Source organism: Acinetobacter sp. 231_lipA (assembly GCF_058243005.1).
In genome coordinates, this window is record NZ_JBZAYU010000001.1 from 1,987,611 (window position 1) to 2,006,750 (window position 19,140).

The 19,140-nt window shown below is 43.1% G+C and carries 22 protein-coding genes; 9 read left to right on the top strand and 13 right to left on the bottom strand.

Annotation, left to right across the window (positions count from 1 at the left end):
* Window position 1: 1 nt before the first annotated feature.
* Entirely contained in the window at window positions 2–484 is a 483-nt protein-coding gene (locus AC4CUX_RS09725; protein WP_004692547.1) for an RNA pyrophosphohydrolase, read from the bottom strand.
* A 182-nt stretch (window positions 485–666) separates the two neighbouring features.
* On the opposite strand from AC4CUX_RS09725, the gene AC4CUX_RS09730 reads away from it, so the two are divergent.
* The 3 genes from AC4CUX_RS09730 (at window position 667) to AC4CUX_RS09740 (ending at window position 2,351) form a co-directional block, all read left to right on the top strand.
* The gene (locus tag AC4CUX_RS09730; protein ID WP_004692545.1) at window positions 667–1,317 is read left to right on the top strand and encodes an HAD family hydrolase; all 651 of its coding nucleotides are present in this window, start codon (window positions 667–669) and stop codon (window positions 1,315–1,317) included.
* Window positions 1,318–1,528: 211 nt separating this feature from the next.
* Window positions 1,529–1,774 (top strand): DUF2789 family protein, encoded by a 246-nt coding sequence (locus AC4CUX_RS09735; RefSeq protein WP_004978928.1) that lies wholly within the window; start codon window positions 1,529–1,531, stop codon window positions 1,772–1,774.
* A 70-nt stretch (window positions 1,775–1,844) separates the two neighbouring features.
* Window positions 1,845–2,351 carry a DUF2628 domain-containing protein gene (locus tag AC4CUX_RS09740; protein ID WP_490792373.1) on the top strand — a complete coding sequence of 169 codons (507 nt, stop codon included), beginning with the start codon at window positions 1,845–1,847 and terminating at the stop codon, window positions 2,349–2,351.
* 58 nt (window positions 2,352–2,409) lie between these two features.
* On the opposite strand, the gene AC4CUX_RS09745 is transcribed toward AC4CUX_RS09740, so the two are convergent.
* Together AC4CUX_RS09745 and AC4CUX_RS09750 are read right to left on the bottom strand one after the other, a co-directional pair.
* A complete protein-coding gene (locus AC4CUX_RS09745; RefSeq protein ID WP_004692542.1) occupies window positions 2,410–3,267 on the bottom strand; it encodes a LysR family transcriptional regulator in 858 nt (285 codons plus the stop codon).
* A gap of 159 nt (window positions 3,268–3,426) precedes the next feature.
* On the bottom strand, window positions 3,427–3,663 hold the full coding sequence (locus AC4CUX_RS09750) for a DUF2061 domain-containing protein (RefSeq protein ID WP_004692541.1): 237 nt from the start codon (window positions 3,661–3,663) through the stop codon (window positions 3,427–3,429).
* 498 nt (window positions 3,664–4,161) lie between these two features.
* Here AC4CUX_RS09750 and leuC point away from each other — a divergent pair, with 498 nt between their 5' ends.
* The 4 genes from leuC (at window position 4,162) to leuB (ending at window position 8,044) form a co-directional block, all read left to right on the top strand.
* Window positions 4,162–5,595: a 3-isopropylmalate dehydratase large subunit gene (leuC, locus tag AC4CUX_RS09755; protein ID WP_279700733.1), complete on the top strand. Its 1,434-nt coding sequence runs from the start codon at window positions 4,162–4,164 to the stop codon at window positions 5,593–5,595.
* A 21-nt stretch (window positions 5,596–5,616) separates the two neighbouring features.
* Window positions 5,617–6,267, top strand: a complete 651-nt coding sequence (gene leuD, locus AC4CUX_RS09760) for a 3-isopropylmalate dehydratase small subunit (RefSeq protein WP_005400865.1) — start codon at window positions 5,617–5,619, stop codon at window positions 6,265–6,267.
* A 99-nt stretch (window positions 6,268–6,366) separates the two neighbouring features.
* Window positions 6,367–6,927, top strand: coding sequence for a hypothetical protein (locus AC4CUX_RS09765; RefSeq protein ID WP_005400864.1), 561 nt, complete (start codon window positions 6,367–6,369; stop codon window positions 6,925–6,927).
* 37 nt (window positions 6,928–6,964) lie between these two features.
* Complete coding sequence (gene leuB, locus AC4CUX_RS09770) at window positions 6,965–8,044, top strand: 3-isopropylmalate dehydrogenase (RefSeq protein ID WP_010325845.1); 1,080 nt, start codon at window positions 6,965–6,967, stop codon at window positions 8,042–8,044.
* A 54-nt stretch (window positions 8,045–8,098) separates the two neighbouring features.
* Here the strand turns inward: leuB and AC4CUX_RS09775 are convergent, their stop codons facing one another.
* From AC4CUX_RS09775 to infA, 4 genes are all read right to left on the bottom strand, one after another.
* On the bottom strand, window positions 8,099–8,527 hold the full coding sequence (locus AC4CUX_RS09775; protein ID WP_490751913.1) for a hypothetical protein: 429 nt from the start codon (window positions 8,525–8,527) through the stop codon (window positions 8,099–8,101).
* A 117-nt stretch (window positions 8,528–8,644) separates the two neighbouring features.
* Window positions 8,645–8,800 carry a hypothetical protein gene (locus AC4CUX_RS09780; RefSeq protein ID WP_490792374.1) on the bottom strand — a complete coding sequence of 52 codons (156 nt, stop codon included), beginning with the start codon at window positions 8,798–8,800 and terminating at the stop codon, window positions 8,645–8,647.
* Between the two features lie 27 nt (window positions 8,801–8,827).
* Window positions 8,828–9,034 (bottom strand): hypothetical protein, encoded by a 207-nt coding sequence (locus tag AC4CUX_RS09785; RefSeq protein WP_348927412.1) that lies wholly within the window; start codon window positions 9,032–9,034, stop codon window positions 8,828–8,830.
* A 142-nt stretch (window positions 9,035–9,176) separates the two neighbouring features.
* Window positions 9,177–9,398: a translation initiation factor IF-1 gene (gene infA / locus AC4CUX_RS09790; RefSeq protein ID WP_004692529.1), complete on the bottom strand. Its 222-nt coding sequence runs from the start codon at window positions 9,396–9,398 to the stop codon at window positions 9,177–9,179.
* A 230-nt stretch (window positions 9,399–9,628) separates the two neighbouring features.
* Between infA and AC4CUX_RS09795 the strand changes: the two genes are divergently transcribed.
* Window positions 9,629–10,636, top strand: coding sequence for an AraC family transcriptional regulator (locus AC4CUX_RS09795; RefSeq protein ID WP_004692528.1), 1,008 nt, complete (start codon window positions 9,629–9,631; stop codon window positions 10,634–10,636).
* An 87-nt stretch (window positions 10,637–10,723) separates the two neighbouring features.
* On the opposite strand, the gene truA is transcribed toward AC4CUX_RS09795, so the two are convergent.
* The 5 genes from truA to asd all read right to left on the bottom strand — a co-directional run bounded on the left by truA (window position 10,724) and on the right by asd (window position 16,552).
* On the bottom strand, window positions 10,724–11,521 hold the full coding sequence (truA, locus tag AC4CUX_RS09800) for a tRNA pseudouridine(38-40) synthase TruA (protein ID WP_004692527.1): 798 nt from the start codon (window positions 11,519–11,521) through the stop codon (window positions 10,724–10,726).
* 12 nt (window positions 11,522–11,533) lie between these two features.
* Complete coding sequence (locus AC4CUX_RS09805; protein ID WP_490792375.1) at window positions 11,534–12,502, bottom strand: asparaginase; 969 nt, start codon at window positions 12,500–12,502, stop codon at window positions 11,534–11,536.
* Between the two features lie 49 nt (window positions 12,503–12,551).
* Entirely contained in the window at window positions 12,552–13,859 is a 1,308-nt protein-coding gene (locus AC4CUX_RS09810; RefSeq protein ID WP_078389551.1) for a T4P machinery localization factor FimV, read from the bottom strand.
* Window positions 13,860–13,924: 65 nt separating this feature from the next.
* On the bottom strand, window positions 13,925–15,292 hold the full coding sequence (locus tag AC4CUX_RS09815) for a type IV pilus assembly protein FimV (RefSeq protein WP_078389552.1): 1,368 nt from the start codon (window positions 15,290–15,292) through the stop codon (window positions 13,925–13,927).
* 141 nt (window positions 15,293–15,433) lie between these two features.
* Window positions 15,434–16,552: an aspartate-semialdehyde dehydrogenase gene (gene asd, locus AC4CUX_RS09820; RefSeq protein ID WP_004692521.1), complete on the bottom strand. Its 1,119-nt coding sequence runs from the start codon at window positions 16,550–16,552 to the stop codon at window positions 15,434–15,436.
* Window positions 16,553–16,737: 185 nt separating this feature from the next.
* Between asd and AC4CUX_RS09825 the strand changes: the two genes are divergently transcribed.
* The gene (locus tag AC4CUX_RS09825) at window positions 16,738–17,847 is read left to right on the top strand and encodes an endonuclease/exonuclease/phosphatase family protein (protein ID WP_078389553.1); all 1,110 of its coding nucleotides are present in this window, start codon (window positions 16,738–16,740) and stop codon (window positions 17,845–17,847) included.
* A 289-nt stretch (window positions 17,848–18,136) separates the two neighbouring features.
* On the opposite strand, the gene AC4CUX_RS09830 is transcribed toward AC4CUX_RS09825, so the two are convergent.
* Window positions 18,137–19,075: an LpxL/LpxP family acyltransferase gene (locus AC4CUX_RS09830; protein WP_078389567.1), complete on the bottom strand. Its 939-nt coding sequence runs from the start codon at window positions 19,073–19,075 to the stop codon at window positions 18,137–18,139.
* Window positions 19,076–19,140 lie beyond the last annotated feature (65 nt).

Consider the following 19,140-nt stretch of genomic DNA (forward strand, 5'->3'; position numbering starts at 1 on the left):
TTTAAGGCTTTTTTTGAGGGAGCTGATTGCACAGCTCCACCATCGCTTTGCGGTATACATCGCGTTTAAAATTTACAACTTGCCCCAGCGGGTACCAATAACTGACCCACTGCCATTGGTCAAACTCAGGCGGATCAGACAAATTCAAACGAATGTTCTGAGCGGGAGCAGTGAGTTTGAGTAAAAACCACTTTTGTTTTTGTCCAATACATACGGGATCGGAATCTGTACGAATGTATCGGTGCGGCAAACGATAACGCAGCCAACCTTTAGTTTGCGCTACAATTTGGACGTGTTCGGGCAGTAAGCCAACTTCTTCTCTCAGCTCACGATAAAGTGCCTGTTCAGGGGTTTCTCCATATTGGATACCTCCTTGTGGAAATTGCCAAGCATTGTGTCCAATGCGTTTTGCCCATAAAACTTGTCCAAACTCGTTTGCCAAAATGATCCCGACATTGGGTCGGAAACCTTCCGAATCGATCATTTGGCTACCTAAATATTGTGTAATTTATGACTTTGCGATCGGGGATTTTTATTTCTGTATCCAACTCGAAAAAAGCAAAGTTTAAAAATGTTAAAATTGCTATGATCTTAACGAATTTCTATCGACTAGCGGAGATAGATTTACAAATTTTTTCTTAAATTTCAGTTTTTACGAGTATTTTCATGAAATTGGCGCTATTTGATCTCGATCACACCTTGTTAAACACCGATTCAGATCATTCTTGGGGAGAGTTTTTGGTGAATGAAGGCTTGGTCGACCCAGTTCGCCATCGCGCCATGAACGATAAATTTTATGAAGACTACAAAGCAGGGCAGCTCGACCCGATTGCCTATAATGAATTTGTGTTTGAATTTTTGACTCAACATGACAATGCCTACCTCACTGAACTGCATGAACTGTTCATGCACAAAGTGATTCGCCCGCAAATGCGTCCTGAAGGTTTTGCTGCTATTGAAAAACACCGCGATGCTGGACATGCTTTGGTTGGCATTACCGCAACCTCTGATTTTATTACCGCACCGATTTTCCGTGAGTTTGGGATTAGTGAAATTATTGCGACCAATGCCGAAGTGGTTGAGGGTAAATACACGGGCAAAGTGATCAACACGCCGTGCTACCAAAAAGGCAAATTGACGCGTTTAGATCAATGGCTTGCAGGGCGTGATGTTAGCGAGTCTTGGGCTTATTCGGATTCCATCAATGATCGTTTTTTACTTGAATATGCTGACCATGCCATTGCCGTCAATCCAGATGATCGCCTAGAAGCATTGGCTAAAGAGCAGGCATGGGAAATCCAAGACTGGTCGATTTAAGTATCTGTCTTTCGTTGTTTAAAAAGGCTGCTTTCGGGCAGTCTTTTTTATTTGAAAGGCATCGACTTAAAAATGAAAAGTGCGTAAAGCGATAATAAAATATCGGGCTATAAGTGGGCTGATCTTGGAAAAATAACCAAATATGCTATGTTGAACCATGGCTAAAACTATTTTGACTATGAAAAATTAGAACATAAGCGTGGAGAAAAATATGAGTGTACGACCAAGAATGACCCATCTGTTTGAGCAACTCGGTTTAGATGCGAGTGAGGAGGCCATCGCCTTGTTTATTGTAACGCATCAGCTCAATGCACAAACCACGATTGTTGACGCGGAGTATTGGACTGAAGCGCAACGTCAGTTTTTGGCAGAAAAAATTAAATCGGACGGTGAGTGGGCCATTATTGTAGATCAGCTGAATGAATCCCTGCATGAAGATTCACTCATCCAAAAATAAGTAGAACTCAAAGAGGCTGAGCGTCGAAGCTTTGCCTCTCTTTATAAAAATAAGATAGAAGTAGAAATTTATGTCTTTCGATCATCAAGCTTTTTCTGACTCTACGTCTTTAGACTCTGTAGCTTCAGTTAATCAACCAGAACAAGATCGTGCCCTGTTTGTCGGTTTGAAATATGAGTCTTACTATCAAGCTCAATTTGAAAAAATCACGCCAAAGAAACAATATGCAGGCTTTAATATTGCCGCATTTTTCTTAGGTGTGGTCTGGTTATTTTATCGAAAAATGTACAGTTATGGCTTTATGTCCATTGGTTTGATTGTGGTCATAGGGATGGTTGAAATAATTTTAGGGATTGAAAGTTCTGGTGCAAATATCGGCTTGGCCGTAGCCTTTGGAATGTTTGGGAATACCTTGTACAAGTATCATGTCGATCAGCAGATTGCCAAGATTCACCAGTTGGGAAGTGGAAGCGTCCATACTGAATTAGAAAATCGTGGGGGTACAAATCTCATAGTAGGTTCGATCTTGCTGGTGATGTGGCTTGGGCTGGTTGCATTGGCTATAAGTGCTTCTTAATTCGCTCGAGCAAAATAAAAAACCATCCTTGTGGATGGTTTTTTAATGCTTGTAAAGCTTAGTTCATCATTGCAATCAGCTCTTGCACCGCACGAGATTGGGTTCTGCCCGGATGCCAAACCATACCGAGTTGACGGTTCATTTCGAACTTCACATTCAACTGCTGTAGGTCTTGGTTAATCATCGTTTTTGGAAGCACTGACCAACCCAGTCCAATCGATGCCAACATACGAATCGACTCGAGTGGATTATTACTCATGGTGATTTTAGGTTTCAGCCCTTGTTTTTCAAACTCTGCCAAGGTGATTTGGCTGGTATAGGTTTGTGATGCAGGCAATAAACTTGGGTATTGAATCAGGTCTTCGAGTTGTAGGTTTTGCATTTGTGCTAGCGGATGAAACGGTGCTGCTACAAAAACTAAAGGATCTTCCCAAATGGTGACGTACTGCAAACGCTCATCGAGTTTGGGTGGAAGCGTTAAAAAAGCCAGCTCCAAATCACCCGCCAGTACTTTTTCATGTGCTTGCTCAGAATCGACAAAGTGCACATCTAAGGTGACATTTGGAAAGCTTTGCACATAGCTGCGTAAATGGCTCGGCAAGTGATGCAAACCAATATGGTGACTGGTGCCAATTTTGAGTTTGCCTTGGACCATGCCTTGTTCATGACTCAAGGTATGGTGAATGTCACCCAGTTCATTGAGCCAGTTTTTAACTTTAGGCAGCAGTGAATGTGCGGCATGTGTGGCTTGTACACCACGACCCGCAGACTCAAACAGTTTCACACCAAAATATTCTTCTAAACTATGAATACGTTTGGTTACAGCAGGTTGCGTAATGAAGAGCTGATCTGCGGCTAAAGAAATAGAGCCGGTTTCCATGACTTTTACAAAAGCTTCGAAGGCTGCAAGATTCATAAGGATAATCTAGTTATGAAAGTATAATTAAATTATAAAATAATTTTATATGAATTGCGATCTTTAAAATTAATAGTAGGTTATTTGGTCTGGACTGAAATAAAAAAAGATCACTTGATGTGATCTTTGGAGAGTTGAGAGGGTGCTTGATATAAAGGCTTAAGCGGGAATATTTTCTTCGGTGGTACGGTTCTTTTTCTCCCAAATACGTTCATGGAAAAAGAATGCGAAGGCTTGAACGGTTGGTTCTAATAAGCTGAGGGTGACCGCCATCCATAAGTTACCTGTGACAAAGTAAGCCACAATCATGGCCACAGTAATGTGCATGATGTAATAGCTTAGGGTTTTTTTGAATATGCGCTGATTGTTCGCTACAAATTTCTGAATGTTCGCCATGATAAATACCCTCTCAATAATGCCTTTCATTTGCAAATAGTAATTATTATCATTAATAAAGTCAAAATGAAATTTTGATTGCTCATGATTGGGTTTTTGAATGTAAGGTGACGTAGTCGATTGTTTGGGATGTTTGACTTGAGAAAACAAGCTTCTGTAGATTTCACTCTTTAGTCTATGCATAGGTCGCTGTCTTACTATTCACATCAACGAAGCGAGCTTCAAAAGTATGGGTCTAAATAGGGAAGATAAACCTTGCATGGCTGAGCAGAGACATATACTGCGAGGCCTACAATAGGTTGATAAATAGGCTATAGCGCTTGAATTAAAACCAACGATGAGGGCTTGCAATCAAAGGGATTGAAATAAAGAGGTATTAATTTAAAATAATTCCAAAAAGTTTTTAAATTAATAAAAATGATAAATTAGATTTATGTGAAATCGTCGTTATAATCGATTTTAATGAAAGAATTACCCAGTCCAGTGGAGTCAATCGACATGGCAGGCGAAAACCAACAAGCAAAAACATTGTATGACAAATTGTGGGATGACCACTTAGTAAAACAACGCGACGATGGCTCGGCTTTACTCTATATCGACCGTCATTTATTACATGAAGTGACTTCTCCGCAAGCCTTTGAAGGTTTACAACTAGCGGGTCGTAAACCATGGCGTTTAAGTGCGAATGTGGCAACCCCCGATCATAATGTTCCAACATCGACCAAAGAGCGTTCGGAAGGAATCGCAGGTATTGAAGATGATACTTCGCGTATCCAAGTTCAGACCTTAGACGACAACTGTAAAACCTTTAATGTGGTGCAGTTTGACATTAATGATGTGCGTCAAGGGATTGCACACGTGGTCGGGCCTGAGCAAGGTTTGACTTTACCGGGTATGACGGTAGTGTGTGGAGACTCTCATACGGCAACACATGGTGCATTTGGCTGTTTAGCACACGGGATTGGGACATCTGAAGTGGAGCATGTATTGGCAACCCAATGCTTGGTTCAAAAGAAGATGAAAAACATGTTGGTACGTGTTGATGGTGTATTGGGTCAGGGCGTAACACCGAAAGATGTGGTTTTAGCCATCATCGGTAAAATTGGTACTGCAGGCGGTACAGGTCACGCGATCGAGTTTGGTGGTCAAGTGTTCCGTGATATGTCGATCGAAGGTCGTATGACGGTGTGTAATATGGCGATTGAGGGCGGCGCACGTGTGGGTATGGTGGCTGTCGATGACAAAACCATTGCCTATGTCAAAGACCGCCCATATGCACCACAAGGTGCACAGTGGGATGCCGCAGTTGCGTATTGGAATACTTTACATTCGGATGCAGATGCGCATTTTGACACTGTAGTTGTATTGCAAGGTGAAGAGATTGAGCCACAAGTGTCTTGGGGCACATCGCCTGAAATGGTAATTCCAGTGACTCAAGCTGTACCGACATTAGAACAAGCCAAAGATGAAGTGCAACGCAATGATTGGACACGTGCTTACAATTACATGGGTTTAACCGCAGGTCAGGCGTTGGCAGATATTCAGTTAGACCGTGTTTTTATTGGTTCATGTACCAACTCTCGAATTGAAGATATTCGTGCCGCGGCTGAAGTTGCCAAAGGCAAAAAAGTGGCAAGTACGATTAAACAAGCCATGGTGGTTCCAGGGTCTGGTTTAGTCAAAGCGCAAGCAGAAGCCGAAGGCTTAGACAAAGTTTTGATTGAAGCGGGCTTTGAATGGCGTGAGCCAGGTTGTTCAATGTGTTTAGCCATGAATGCAGACAAATTACAACCCGGTGAGCACTGTGCATCGACCTCTAACCGTAACTTCGAAGGTCGTCAGGGCAATGGTGGTCGCACGCACTTGGTGAGCCCAGCGATGGCAGCGGCAGCAGCGATTGCAGGTCATTTTGTCGATGTGCGTTCATTTTAATTCGGGCTTGGGAGCATAGACATGAAAAAATATACCGTTGAACAGGGTATCGTTGCACCTTTAGACCGTGCCAATGTCGATACAGACTTGATCATTCCAAAACAGTTTTTGAAATCCATTAAACGAACGGGTTTTGGTGAAAACTTATTTGATGAATTGCGTTATTTAGATGAAGGTTTTTTGGGACAAGACAATTCCAAACGTCCTAAAAACCCTGATTTTGCATTGAATCAGCCACGTTACCAAGGGGCCAGCATCTTAATTTCTCGTGCGAACTTTGGTTGTGGTTCAAGCCGCGAACATGCGCCGTGGGCATTGGAAGAATATGGTTTCCGTACTGTGATTGCACCCAGCTATGCCGACATTTTCTTTAATAATAGTTTCAAAAATGGCATGTTGCCTGTGATTTTGTCTGAAGAGATTGTTGATCAACTTTTCAAAGAATGTGCAGCAACAGAAGGTTATCAGCTAACGATTGACTTGGGCGCGCAAGAAGTGCGTACACCATCGGGTGAAGCCTTCACATTTGAAGTCGATCCATTTCGTAAGCACTGTTTGTTAAATGGTTTGGATGATATTGGGTTAACTTTACAGGTTGCAGATGACATCAAAGCCTATGAAGAAAAGACCAAAGCATCACGTCCGTGGGTGTTTGCTGAAATTCATGCTTAATTGAAAATTCGATGCATCTAGTGCTTGGGGCCATCTCTTGTTAATATCGAGCAAAAGAATTTCAAACGTTTTGCTACTGGTAAAGGTTGGGCTTGAACAATGGTGACGAGTTACAGTCGTATCGCTCTACTGGCGTTGGTGGGAACATTAACTGCCTGCCAAAGCATGAATACGGCAAGCATAAAGCGGATTCAGGATACCCCAGCGAGTAAAAATAATGCACAGCTTTACTGTACTGGTACAGTGAACTGCGAATTTGAACGATGGAATCAGATCAAAATTGTGAATGCCGACAATCATCGTGTCAGCCGTGAGGCCATTCGAGAGAAGGTCGTGCGTCTAAAACGAGATGATTTGAATGAAGCGAATGCCTTGTTTCTGTCAGTGCCAGCGGGGCAACATGAACTGGTGATTCGCTTCTATCCCGTTTCGGTCGATCGCGCTGAAACGCTGCATGTCATTCATCGTTTTAAGCCTGCGGAACGCTACACCTTTAGGATGTTCCGTGCGCGCAGTCGACATCAGGGAAGTTTGTTGAATATGTCTGCACCTGACCCTTTATGTGTCGATTTAAAGCAAAACCAAAGAACAATTCGTCGTTTTTGCAAACCTTACAATGTCTTAAATGGCTTGGGCGAGTTTGTAGAACAAAAACTTTAATCGTGTGAGTCAGAACTCACCAACAATGGAATATTTCATGTCTAAACATATTTTGATTTTGGCTGGTGACGGCATTGGTCCTGAAATTGTAAAAGCCGCAGAACAGGTACTTACACGAGTCAATGATCAATTCAATTTAGGTTTAACGTGGGAACAGGGCCTACTCGGTGGGGCTGCCATAGATGCACACGGTTCACCTTATCCAGATGTGACCGCAGCACAAGCTAAAAATGCAGATGCAATTTTACTTGGTGCGGTAGGTGGTCCGAAGTGGGACAACATTGAGCGTTCGATCCGTCCAGAGCGTGGTTTGTTAAAAATTCGTAGTGAATTAAACTTATTCGCGAACTTACGTCCAGCTATTTTGTATCCGCAATTGGCAGATGCATCAAGCTTAAAGCCTGAAATTGTAGCAGGTCTTGATATTCTTATCGTTCGTGAATTAACTGGCGGGATTTATTTCGGTCAGCCACGGGGGATTCGTGAACTTGAGAATGGTGAAAAACAAGGTTTTAACACCGACGTTTATGCTGAGTCTGAAATTAAGCGTATTGCGAAAGTGGCTTTTGAAATGGCTGGTTTACGTGGTGGCAAAGTCTGTTCGGTTGATAAAGCCAACGTCCTTGAAGTGACGGAGCTTTGGAAACAAACCGTAACGGCGATGAAAGAAGCTGACTATCCAAACATTAACTTGTCGCATATGTATGTCGATAATGCTGCAATGCAATTGGTGCGAGCGCCTAAACAGTTTGACGTGATTGTGACAGGTAACTTATTTGGTGATATCTTGTCTGATGAAGCCGCGATGTTGACAGGTTCAATTGGGATGTTGCCATCAGCATCCTTAGATGAAAATGCGAAAGGGATGTATGAGCCATGTCATGGTTCGGCGCCCGATATCGCAGGACAAAATATTGCCAACCCATTAGCCACTATTCTTTCAGTAGCTATGATGTTGCGATATACCTTCCGTGAAGAAGCTGCTGCTCAAGCGATTGAAGATGCAGTAGGCAATGTCCTAGATCAAGGCTTGCGTACCGCTGATATCATGTCTGAAGGTATGAGCAAAGTGGGTACTGCCGAAATGGGGCAGGCGGTTGTGGCTGCACTGAACTAAGCCAAAAAAAATTTGAAAACGCAGCCATCCGCTGCGTTTTTTTATGCCCAAGCTTTAATAACCTTTACAAGCTTTACCTCGATATTGAATTGATTGCGCAATATTATCTTTTAATAAAAAGTGGACTTGGCACTCTAACTGAACATCATAGAATGGAGTATGTGTGGGAATAGGAATCGCACCGACACTGCTGTCGCTACGCATAGTGGGCATAGGGGTTGGAATTTGAATCCGCCTGACAATGGTGTAACTCAGTTGGTTTGGTGTTTGAATCGGCGTACCTAAAGTTTCATAACCGAGTTGACGTAAGTTGAGTTCGCGCCGAATGCTCGATACATCTTGGCCGATATATTGTTCTAAATAGTCGGGGAGCGCAATTTTAGCGGGTGAAACGACGGTCTGGTGTTGCGTTGGAGAGCTGCTGCAAGCTTGAAGCAGTAGAAAGCAGATGGAACTAAAAAAACTGACAATAAAGGGCTTCATGATCATCCCCTAAGCAGAGAAAGACCCTTTTAGTATTGTATATCTGAACGTTCGTTTGAGTATGTTTCGAGTAATTTGAGATAAACGGTATGTAGGCGACTCAACATAACGCAGCCGCTAACACGCTTTGCCGATGTAGTGAATAGATTCCACAAGATCATCATGCAGTCTGAACTCAATGTTGCATTTCATTTCAATATTCAGGCTACCGCTGAAAGGTGTCGGAATGGGCGCACCCATACTGACACTGGTTCCAAGATTGGGGGTTACCATCGGAATAGGCATATTACGTAACAGAGTTTAGGTCAGTTTCTCTGGGGTATATACAGGAGCACCGAGCACTTTATAACCCATGATATTGAGGTTGAGTTGATTTTGAACTTGATGTGACGATTGTCCGATATAGTGTTGTAAAGTTTGCTTGAGCCGAGTTTCGCTTGTTGTGGCACAAGCAACACATAGCATTGGGAACAGTAAAATAGCGAGCTTCGTTGAAGTCGTCTTCATTATTGTTTTGGCGTATTAGGTTGTTATCTCATTTAATTATAGTTTGATTTTTGCTTGGAATATAGTTGATTCATAACGTTTTAGTCTGAGCGCAGACATTAAAAAAGCCACTTAAAAAGTGGCTTTTTCGCTTCGCTAAAACTTAGCGCGCACGATAAGTGATACGACCCTTAGACAAATCATAAGGTGTCATTTCTACTTTAACACTGTCGCCAGTCAAAATACGAATATAGTGTTTACGCATTTTACCAGAGATGTGAGCAATCACTTCATGACCGTTTTCTAAACGTACACGAAACATAGTATTAGGAAGCGTCTCGGTGACAACGCCTTCGAACTCGATGAGTTCCTCTTTATTGGCCATAGCCTACCTGAATGAATAAATTGGAAAGGCGCAAATTATAGTCAATTTTTTTGCATAAAACAAGGCGGAATGGGCGGTTGCCTGATCATCTGTCAGTAAAATAAGCGAACAAGCGGAATAAATATTTTCAACAAAAAAACTGTATAAGTTGTTGTCAGTTCGGTCAATCGCAGTTAATCTAATTTTAATGTTTTATGTATAAATGAAGAACATACAAGGAAGGTTCTAGCGTGGGTCAGCTAACGGATGCATCGGTTGTATTGCGATTAGGCTACCAAGCGATTCGTCGTTCAGGGTTGCCAACAGAAGAAATTTTAACAAAGGCTGGTGTTGCATTAAATCAGATGGAAACCAATGAGCGTACGCCTTTGAGCGCACAATACGCTTTTTGGGTGGCGGCAGAAGAGGTGAGCCGAGATCCAGACATCGGTCTACATTTGGGTGAAAATCTACCTTTATACCGTGGCCAAGTGATTGAGCATTTGTTTATTTCATCGGAAAACTTTGGTGAGGGTTTGAAACGCGCTTTGGCTTATCAGCGATTGATCAGTGATGCCTTTCATGCCAAGTTGGTGGTTGAAGATGACCGGTGTTATTTGACCAATGGGGAACAACCTTGGGCTGAAAATTTGGTCAATCGACATTTTTCTGAATGTGCGATGTCAGGTATTTTACGGTTCTTTAAATTTATTACTGAAGGGCGCTTTGAACCGATCTATATTGATTTTAACTTCAGTAAAGGCGCGTTTGATGATGAGTATTTCCGCGTATATGAGTGCCCGGTTAGTCTAGGGCAAAAAGAAACCCGCTTATATTTTGACCCAAGTATTTTGGCTTATCCGTTGTGGCAAGCGGAACCTGAATTATTGCAACTGCATGAGCAGTTAGCGATTGAAAAACTTCAAGAATTAGCCCGTTATGATTTGGTGGGTGAAGTCCGTCGCGCGATAGGTTCAACCCTAGAAAGTGGCGAAACCACACTTGAAACAGTGGCTTCACAGCTCAGTATTACCCCAAGGCGTTTACGCACACAGCTTAGTGAGGCGAATACTAGCTTCCAGCAAATTTTGTCTGATTATCGCTGCCGTTTGGCAAAAAAACTTTTGGCCAATACGGCTGAAAGTGTAGAGCGTATCGTGTATTTGACGGGCTTTTCTGAGCCAAGTACCTTCTATCGTGCATTTAAACGCTGGACCAATGAAACCCCAGTGGAATATCGCAAGCGTAAGCAGCGTTAAGAAATCCCTCCTAACCTCCCTTTATAAAAGGGAGGAATTTCTCCCCTCCTTTGAAAAAGCCGGTTAGGTGGAGGATCTAAAAATAAATTATTCAGGCATATTGAGCCAGTGCGGCCCAAGCGGCTGCTTAGGTAGCTCAAACTGCGCTGGATAGTCGGCATGAATGAAATATAGCCCATCAGGAGGGGCAGTAATACCTGCGGCTTTACGGTCTTCTGCTGCGAAAATAGCCTCAATATGCTCGACTTCATACATACCTTGACCAATTTCCAGTAAGCAGCCCATGATATTACGGACCATATGGTGCAAGAAGCCATCGGCCTGAATGTCGAGTACCAAATATGGTCCATGTTGAATTAAGCGACAATGGCTGACATGGCGCACAGGTTGATTGGATTGGCATGCGGCTGCACGGAAGCTTTCAAAATTATGCGTACCTTCGAACTTTTGCGCAGCTTGCATCATCTTTGCCACATCTAGTGCGTAATAAGCGTGTGTGACTTGTTTATGCATAAGAGCAGGACGTTGCGGGTAGTTATAGACCACATAGCGATAACGACGTGCCTGCGCTTTGAAACGTGCATGAAAGTCTTGATCCATCGCTTTGATCCACTGGATCGAGATATCTTTTGGCAGTTGGCTATTGCTACCCATCAACCAACCGCGCTCTGAACGAAGTGCCGAGCTATCAAAATGCGCCACCATATTGGTGGCATGGACGCCTGCATCGGTACGACCTGCACCATGTAAGCTAATCGGCTCATTGGCAATTTTAGAGAGTACTTGTTCAATCGTCTCTTGTACGCTGATCACACCTGTTTGTTGGGTTTGCCAACCACGATAGTGTGTTCCACAAAACTCAATGCCGATTGCAAAACGTTGCATATGTACCTCAAATTAACCCAAATCATGCCAATGGCTGAAGCGTGCTTCAGCGCTGGGGTATTGTAAATACATTTTGAGGGCTTTGGCATACAGATCTGCATGCCCGAGGCAATCACTAACAATTATTTTGGCCTGAGTTGTCCACGCGGCAACTGCATAGCGCTGATCAGTACGGCCGAAAGGAACTTGGGTGCTTAAGATAACAACACAGCCTTGTGCGTAAAATTCATCGAAAAGTGCTATCAACTCGGCATTCACAGCTAAATTACCCGTTCCAAAACCTTGCAAAATGAGGAAATGTGGTGGGGCTGTAAGCAGGTTTTTCAAATTCTGCAATTGTTGCGCTAAGGCAACAGGTTGCATCATCAGATTGAGGCAATTGAACTGGTGGGATTGTTCTACATCACCTGTTTGTACTATGTGTGTTTTTAAGCTATGTGGAATCGGCTGTTCAGCCATGACGCCTGTAAAAGCATCCAGTTCTGTGGTATGTCGTTTTAACGCGGTTTGCGCATGCAATACCTGTTGATGAAAAGCCAGATACACTCCGACAGGATGTTTCATCACCGCATCTAAGGCAAAATTCAAATTACTAATCGCATCGCTAAATTCACGCGTATCTGTACCTTGTACATTCAGCAATGGATATTGGCTACCCGTGAAAACCACACGTGCGGAGTCTGCGATAAAGTGTGCGGCGACAGCACTGGCATAGCTTAAGGTATCTGTGCCATGAATCACGACAAAATGCTGGAATTGTTGCAGTTGTAATTGTTGAATCTGCTGAATCAGCAATAACCAGTCTTCAGCCGTACAGGCGCTACTGTCTTTAATGACAGGTGCAATAAAACATTCTATGTCGAGATGAATCGGCAAGACATGTGTAAGCTTGGGAATAAAGTCTTTGGCAGGCATTGGTTGTAAGGGTTCGCCAATACAGCCAAAGGTTCCACCCATATAGATAAGCGCAATTTTTTTCATTATAAAAAAAGCAGTCGGTGATGACTGCTTTAGTTTAAAACGAAATGGCTTAGGATGCTATGCGACTCAGCAACTGTTCGACTTGCTGACGTTGTTCCGTAGAGTAATTTGGTTCTTGTTCAACCAAAATTTCACGTGCAGCTTCAAAAGCGCCGAGTTGAATGTATTGCTCAGCCAATTCAAGGTTTAAGTGTATTTCGTTGACTTCGCTCAGTTGAGGGAAAGACTGTACCAGAGGATCGCTTTGATCCACCGTATTGGCAGGTGCAGTAGACTCTAGACTAAAACTGAGGCTTGGCGTAACAACTGCTGGTGTTTCTTCTACTATCGCTTGACTTGGACTAACCGTATCGAAAGAAAAAGCAGGGATGTCTTTTGCAGCTTCAGCCGTGGATTCGCTTGAAAAATCAAATGTAAATTCAGGACGCTCATCCGCAGCAAGCAGCGAAATTTCTGCTCCTGGCGTTGTTGTAGGCGCCGTGTCGAGATTGAACGAAAAATCTAAAGGTTGGATGTCGGCTGCAGAAGTTTCTGCTGGTTGAGCAGGCGTGCTTTCTAAAGAAAGTGAACCGAAATCGAGCGGTTTAAGTTCTTCAGCAGATTTGGTTGGTTCTGCTGTTGGTGTATTTAAACTAGAGATATCAAATTCTAAGCTTTGAACTTCGATGCTCGGTTCAGGTTGAGCAGGTGTTGTGGTGGTAAATGCTGAGGTATCAAAATCAAGCGGTTTAAGGTCTTGAACTGGTTCAACAACAGAAGCCTGCACAGGAGTGGGAGCAGGATTATTTGATGACATCAGGGCATCGAAGTCAGCAGTATTGATGGCTTCTATTGACTTAGGGGGTGATGGAACAACTCCTATTGATTTTGATTCAAGTGTGTCGTCGCTAGGGTTTTGATTTAATTGGTCGTAATCCGATTTTTTGGCTTCTGCTTGCGCCAAAATATCATCCAGTTCTAAAGAACGTAAATGATTCAGCAATTGGCTGATGGCAAACTCGTCTTTTTGGAGCAAGTGAATATCGAGCAGCAGTAAATATAATTCGTGTTGTGAATTGTCTTTATTTAGGGCTTGGTTGATTTGCGCTTCAGCTGAGAAGAAATTGCGGTCGCGAATTTGACCTTCAATTTTATTACGTAGATCTGTGGCGAGTGGTGTCGTGGCTTTTTTAGCGACAACATCTTCAACGACTTGAGTTTGTTGTGGGGATTTTTTAGACGAACTGGTTTTTTTGGCTTTGTCTTTTGCAGCAACCGCTTTTTGAGTTTTTGGTTCTGCTTCTTTACTCGCCTCACGCTTTTTTAAGACTATGGCAACAACCAATAGTAAGATAAATGGAATCACATAAATAAGCATGTTTTACCCCTTTTGAACTTGTCTTTGTGCAAGTTCATCCAAAATCAAATAATCAAAATAACACTTTAGTGTGTTGGCTTTTTCTCAGTTTGTTGTGCTTTCAATTGTTGTTGCAATTGTGCAAGACGAGCGTTTAGTAATTGAATTCTCTGATCTTTCTGATTAAGTGCCACTTCTAATTGTGTTACGTTTCTCTGTAATTTAACGGTTTTTTCACGGGATGTCATAACTTTTAATGACAACTCGTTTGATGTTTGATTCTTTTCTGTCGACTTCTTGGCAGAACCGTGGCTTGAATCTTGCTCTTTCTCTGCAACCAAACTCATCTCTGCTTGATTGAGGCGGTATTTCGCCTTGCCGGATTGCTGTGAACTTTGTTTTGAAAGTGATGAAACGGAGACTTTTTGTTCTGATTTTACCGTTTGTAGACCTGTTAAATTGAGGTTGGCACCACGACGTAAGCGGTTTACGTCACCTTGAATAAAGGCATGTTCATTCTTGGCTTTAATTTGTTGCATGACTTCACCGACAGGACGGTTTTCTTCAGCAGCAATACGCGATGCAATGCCCCATAGAGATTCATTCGACCGAACTACATGGGCACTTTGAGGTGCGGCTTGGCGTGCAGTAGTTGCAGGGGCAGCAGGTATTGTTTTTGCTGTCGATGGAGTGGCTTGAGGGTTAGCCTGTGCAGAAATGGGTGTATCTGATTTTTGAACTGAATCGGCATACTTTTGCACCAACGGATCTGCCGATTTTTTTGCTTGAGTAATCGGTTCAACACGTGGAACTGATGTTTGAGCAGTTGCTGCAATTTGCGTAGAGGCTACTGAGATAACTTGCGTTGGCGCTGTAATAGCGGTCGCACTCATGCTCGGTGGGGTATGGTTATTGAGTTTGAGGGGCGTCGTGTTTGTCGTCGGCGCAGCTGTTGTTTTTAAGCTATTGAATTGTGTGCTGACAGGTAAGTTCAGCGCAATCTCTTTTTCGTTGACAATCACCACCGGTTTTAACGCTTTTTCATTATTATTCGTGCGGGCTTGAAGTGCTGCCGAGCGTTTATTGGCTGTTTTAATATGTTGTAGCCGTGCCGCATTGCCTTCTTTGATTTTGACGACAATGTTGAGTTCTGCTTCCGTTAAAGGACGTGAAGAGGTAATCGTAATCACACCTGTACTGGCGCTGGTACGACGGATAAAAAAGTTCAGATTACTGGGCGGCTGATGCATGACACCAAGAGACATTAAATCTTCTGCGCTAGCTAGACTGGCTTGAATCGGAGCATTCGGATCGGCATCGTGAAAGTTCAATTCTGCATACAACAGTTCCCCAGGTGCAGATTGAATTTGAATAGGATCAACAGTGATCGCATTCACATTTTGCGAAGCAATAATGGCTAAAATGGCTATCTTTAATTTGTTATTTACGGTCATCTTAATCTTTAGCTCGGTCACAGATCGCAAAGCGAAAATTATAGATTAGCGAGTTGTGTGTTATTTGTAAAACGTTAACATCAGGGTTACAAAAAAAAGCCGATCAAGTGTGATCGGCTTAATACTTTAGCGGGTAAATGCTTAAGTATTTTTGTAGTCAATCAGGATGCGGAGCATACGACGTAAGGGTTCTGCAGCACCCCAAAGCAATTGATCACCGACAGTGAAAGCACCTAAGTACTCTTTGCCCATATTCAATTTGCGTAGACGACCAACAGGAACAGTTAATGTGCCTGTTACAGCCACAGGTGTTAAGTCAGTCATAGACGCTTCACGGGTATTTGGAACCACTTTTGCCCATTGGTTTGCGCTACGTAACATATCTTCGATTTCATCGAGAGGCACGTCTTTCTTCAGCTTTAATGTTAAAGCTTGAGAGTGACAACGCATCGCACCAATACGTACACAATGACCGTCAATCGGAACGATTTGCTGGTTGCCCAAGATCTTGTTGGTTTCAACTTGACCTTTCCATTCTTCTTTCGACTGACCGCTGTCTAATTGTTTGTCGATATAAGGAATGAGTGAGCCTGCTAATGGCACGCCAAAGTTTGCTGAAGGGAAACCTTCGCCACGTTGTAATTCCGCAATTTTAGAGTCGATATCTAGAATTGGAGAGCGTGGGTCATCTAACAAATCTTTGGTGTTGTTGTACAAATAGCCCATACCAGAGATCAGTTCACGCATATTTTGCGCACCAGCACCCGATGCTGCTTGATAAGTCATCGAGGTTGCCCATTCCACTAAATTGTTTTGGAATAAACCACCTAAGCCCATCAGCATCAGTGAAACTGTACAGTTACCGCCCACGAATGTTTTGGTACCGTTCACTAAACCATCTTTAATCACGTTCATGTTGACAGGGTCAAGTACGATGATGGCTTCATCTTCCATACGAAGTGTAGATGCCGCATCAATCCAATAGCCTGTCCAGTTTTCCGCTTTGAGCTTCGGGAAAACTTCTGAGGTATAGTCGCCGCCTTGGCAGGTAATAATGACATCCATTTGCTTCAGACTGTTAATGTCTGATGCATCCATAAGTGCTGGGGCAGTTTTACCGCCAAACGCAGGCGCTTCACCGCCTGCATTACTGGTAGAGAAATAAAATGGCTCAAAATGAGCAAAATCATTCTCTTCAACCATACGTTGCATTAGGACGGAACCAACCATCCCGCGCCAACCGACCAGACCTACTTTCATGTCACTTTGCCTCGGTGCGTTAAAAATTAAAAGGGGATTCGAGTGTATCAAAAGAGCGCTTAACTGCAAGCACTACACAATGAAAACAGCAATTATATTGTGCAATATATCTTGTTTATGTTACATGCAAAATTGATATTAATTTATGAATCTACAAAAAATTAAGAATATAAGAGTGGGTATCTATGATCTGGTTTGAGTTGCTAGCATGTGTTGTGATTTGGTTAAGCTTCTGGTCACTGATTCCACGAGATGAATGGTGGTTTCGAGGCGCAGATTTTCCACGCTTACAGATTTTGGCATTGGGGTTGATTGCATTTATCTTGATGTTGCTTTGGGATGCGCCTTGGGATTGGGTACGTGAAGCTATTTTTCTGGGATTAATTGCGGCAGTGGCGTACCAACTCAAAATGGTGTTGCCTTATACCTTTGTATGGAAAAAGCAGGTCAAAACGGTTGCCAAAACAGAGTTACAGCCAGAATGTCAGATTTCTTTAATTGTGTCGAATGTACTAACGCCCAATACGCAATACCACTTATTGCTGCAACAGATTCGTAAGCATCAACCAGACTTGATTTTGACTTTAGAGTCGGATGCAGATTGGGAACAAGCCTTGAGTGTATTAGAAGATGACTATCCCTATCGGGTTGCAGTGCCTTTGGATAATCTGTATGGCATGCATTTGTACAGTCGTTTAGCGCTTAAAGATATTGACGTTAAGTTTATTTTGAGCGATGAAATTCCTTCGATTCATGCCACAGTCATCTTAAGGTCAGGACAACCAGTGCAACTGTATTGCTTACACCCGAAACCGCCAAGTCCGACAGAAGCCAAAGACTCTACTTTACGTGATGCTGAATTATTGATAGTCGGGGATCAGATTAAAGATTTGGATGAAAGTTGCATTGTGATGGGGGATTTGAATGATGTGGCATGGTCGCGCACGACACGGCTTTTTCAACGGATCAGTGGGCTGCTAGACCCCCGAGTCGGACGACATTTTGTCAATACTTTTCATGCCGACTATCCTTTGTTGCGCTGGTCACTGGATCATGTTTTTCACAGTAGGGATTTTGCCTTAGTGCAGATGCAGCGTTTACCACATATTGGTTCAGATCATTTCCCTGTATATGTGGTGCTTCAAACAGGTCGGGTGTTTGAGCAAGTACAAGAAGAGCTGGAAAAAACCGAAGCCGATGAGCAAGAGGCGCAGGAGGCGATTGAAGATGGAATTGAGAAAGCGGAACGAGAAGGTAAGCAGGTTACAGATAAAATTGCTAAAGATTACCAGTAAACATACGGGCGCTCGGATTTCATCAGTGTAGGATATGGCTTACAGGGATTTGGGAATCTGACGAATGGTTAGTCATTTGGTATCCCCGTATTCTAGTCTCATCAGCAGATGGAGCGGGAATGGATCATCCCAGTATGGAAGTTGAAGCTGATGGAAATCATCATGGATATGATGTAGGTATGGAATGCCACCGAATAAAACAAGAATAACGTTGAAAGCACAACCTCATGTACCCGAGTTTTGCAGGACGCAGAACTCGGGTTCTACTTTTTAAGCAGCCCTTTTTTTGTTAAGAATAAATCTTGTCATAGCCTGCAGGGCGAGTTTTAAAGCGACGGTGGAACCACATATATTGAGTCGGAGCAATACGGAGTTGATTTTCAATAATTTGATTCACTCGTGTCGCATCATCGACTTCATCTTCACTGGGTAAGTTTTCCACCGCAGGTTCAATCAACACTTTGTATTGTGGGTTTTTAATATCCCCATCACGATAAAAATACAGAGGAATGGCTGCGGCTTTGGTCATTTTCAATAAACGACGGTGTGCTGTAACGGTCGCTGCGGGAACGCCAAAAAATGGCGCCATAACACCTTGTTTTAAACCAAAGTCTTGATCTGGACTATACCAAATGGCATGGCCATTTTTTAAGTTACGGACTAAACCACGCATGTCATCATGATCAATTTGATGTGCATAAATGGTGGCACGGCAGCGGTAGATGAGCATATCCAGCAGTGGATTATTTTGTGGGCGATACACCACATCTGGTTCAAAATACTGCGCGCATAGATAACCACCCGCATCGAGCAAAGTAGAGTGGGTGCCTAAAAGCAGTGCGCCTTTACCTTCTGCTTGTGCTTTTTGAATATGTTCTAAACCTTCAATACTGACACGGCCAGTAAACCACTTTGGGCTATACCACGCATTCAGCGTTTCAAATGCGCCCAGCATTTGATCGACAAAAACTAAACGGGCATTTTCAAGGACTTCTTGGGCCGACCATTCAGGGAAACACACCTCCAGATTACGAACGGTGGTTTTACGCCTCGACTTCAGATATTTAAAACTGAGATTGCCTAAGAGGGTGGCCAGTCGGTGTTGAATTGCCCATGGGAGAATCGCCAATATCATGAGAAAGACGATACCAATCCAAACGCCCCAATATTTGGGGTGCAGAAAAGACCACTGAAATTCACCGGGTTGATAGTCTGGCTTCGAACTCATAAATTGCGATAAAGGCTGAAAAAAGAATGTTTCGAGTTTAGCATGAAGCAAGAATGAAGGGTCAA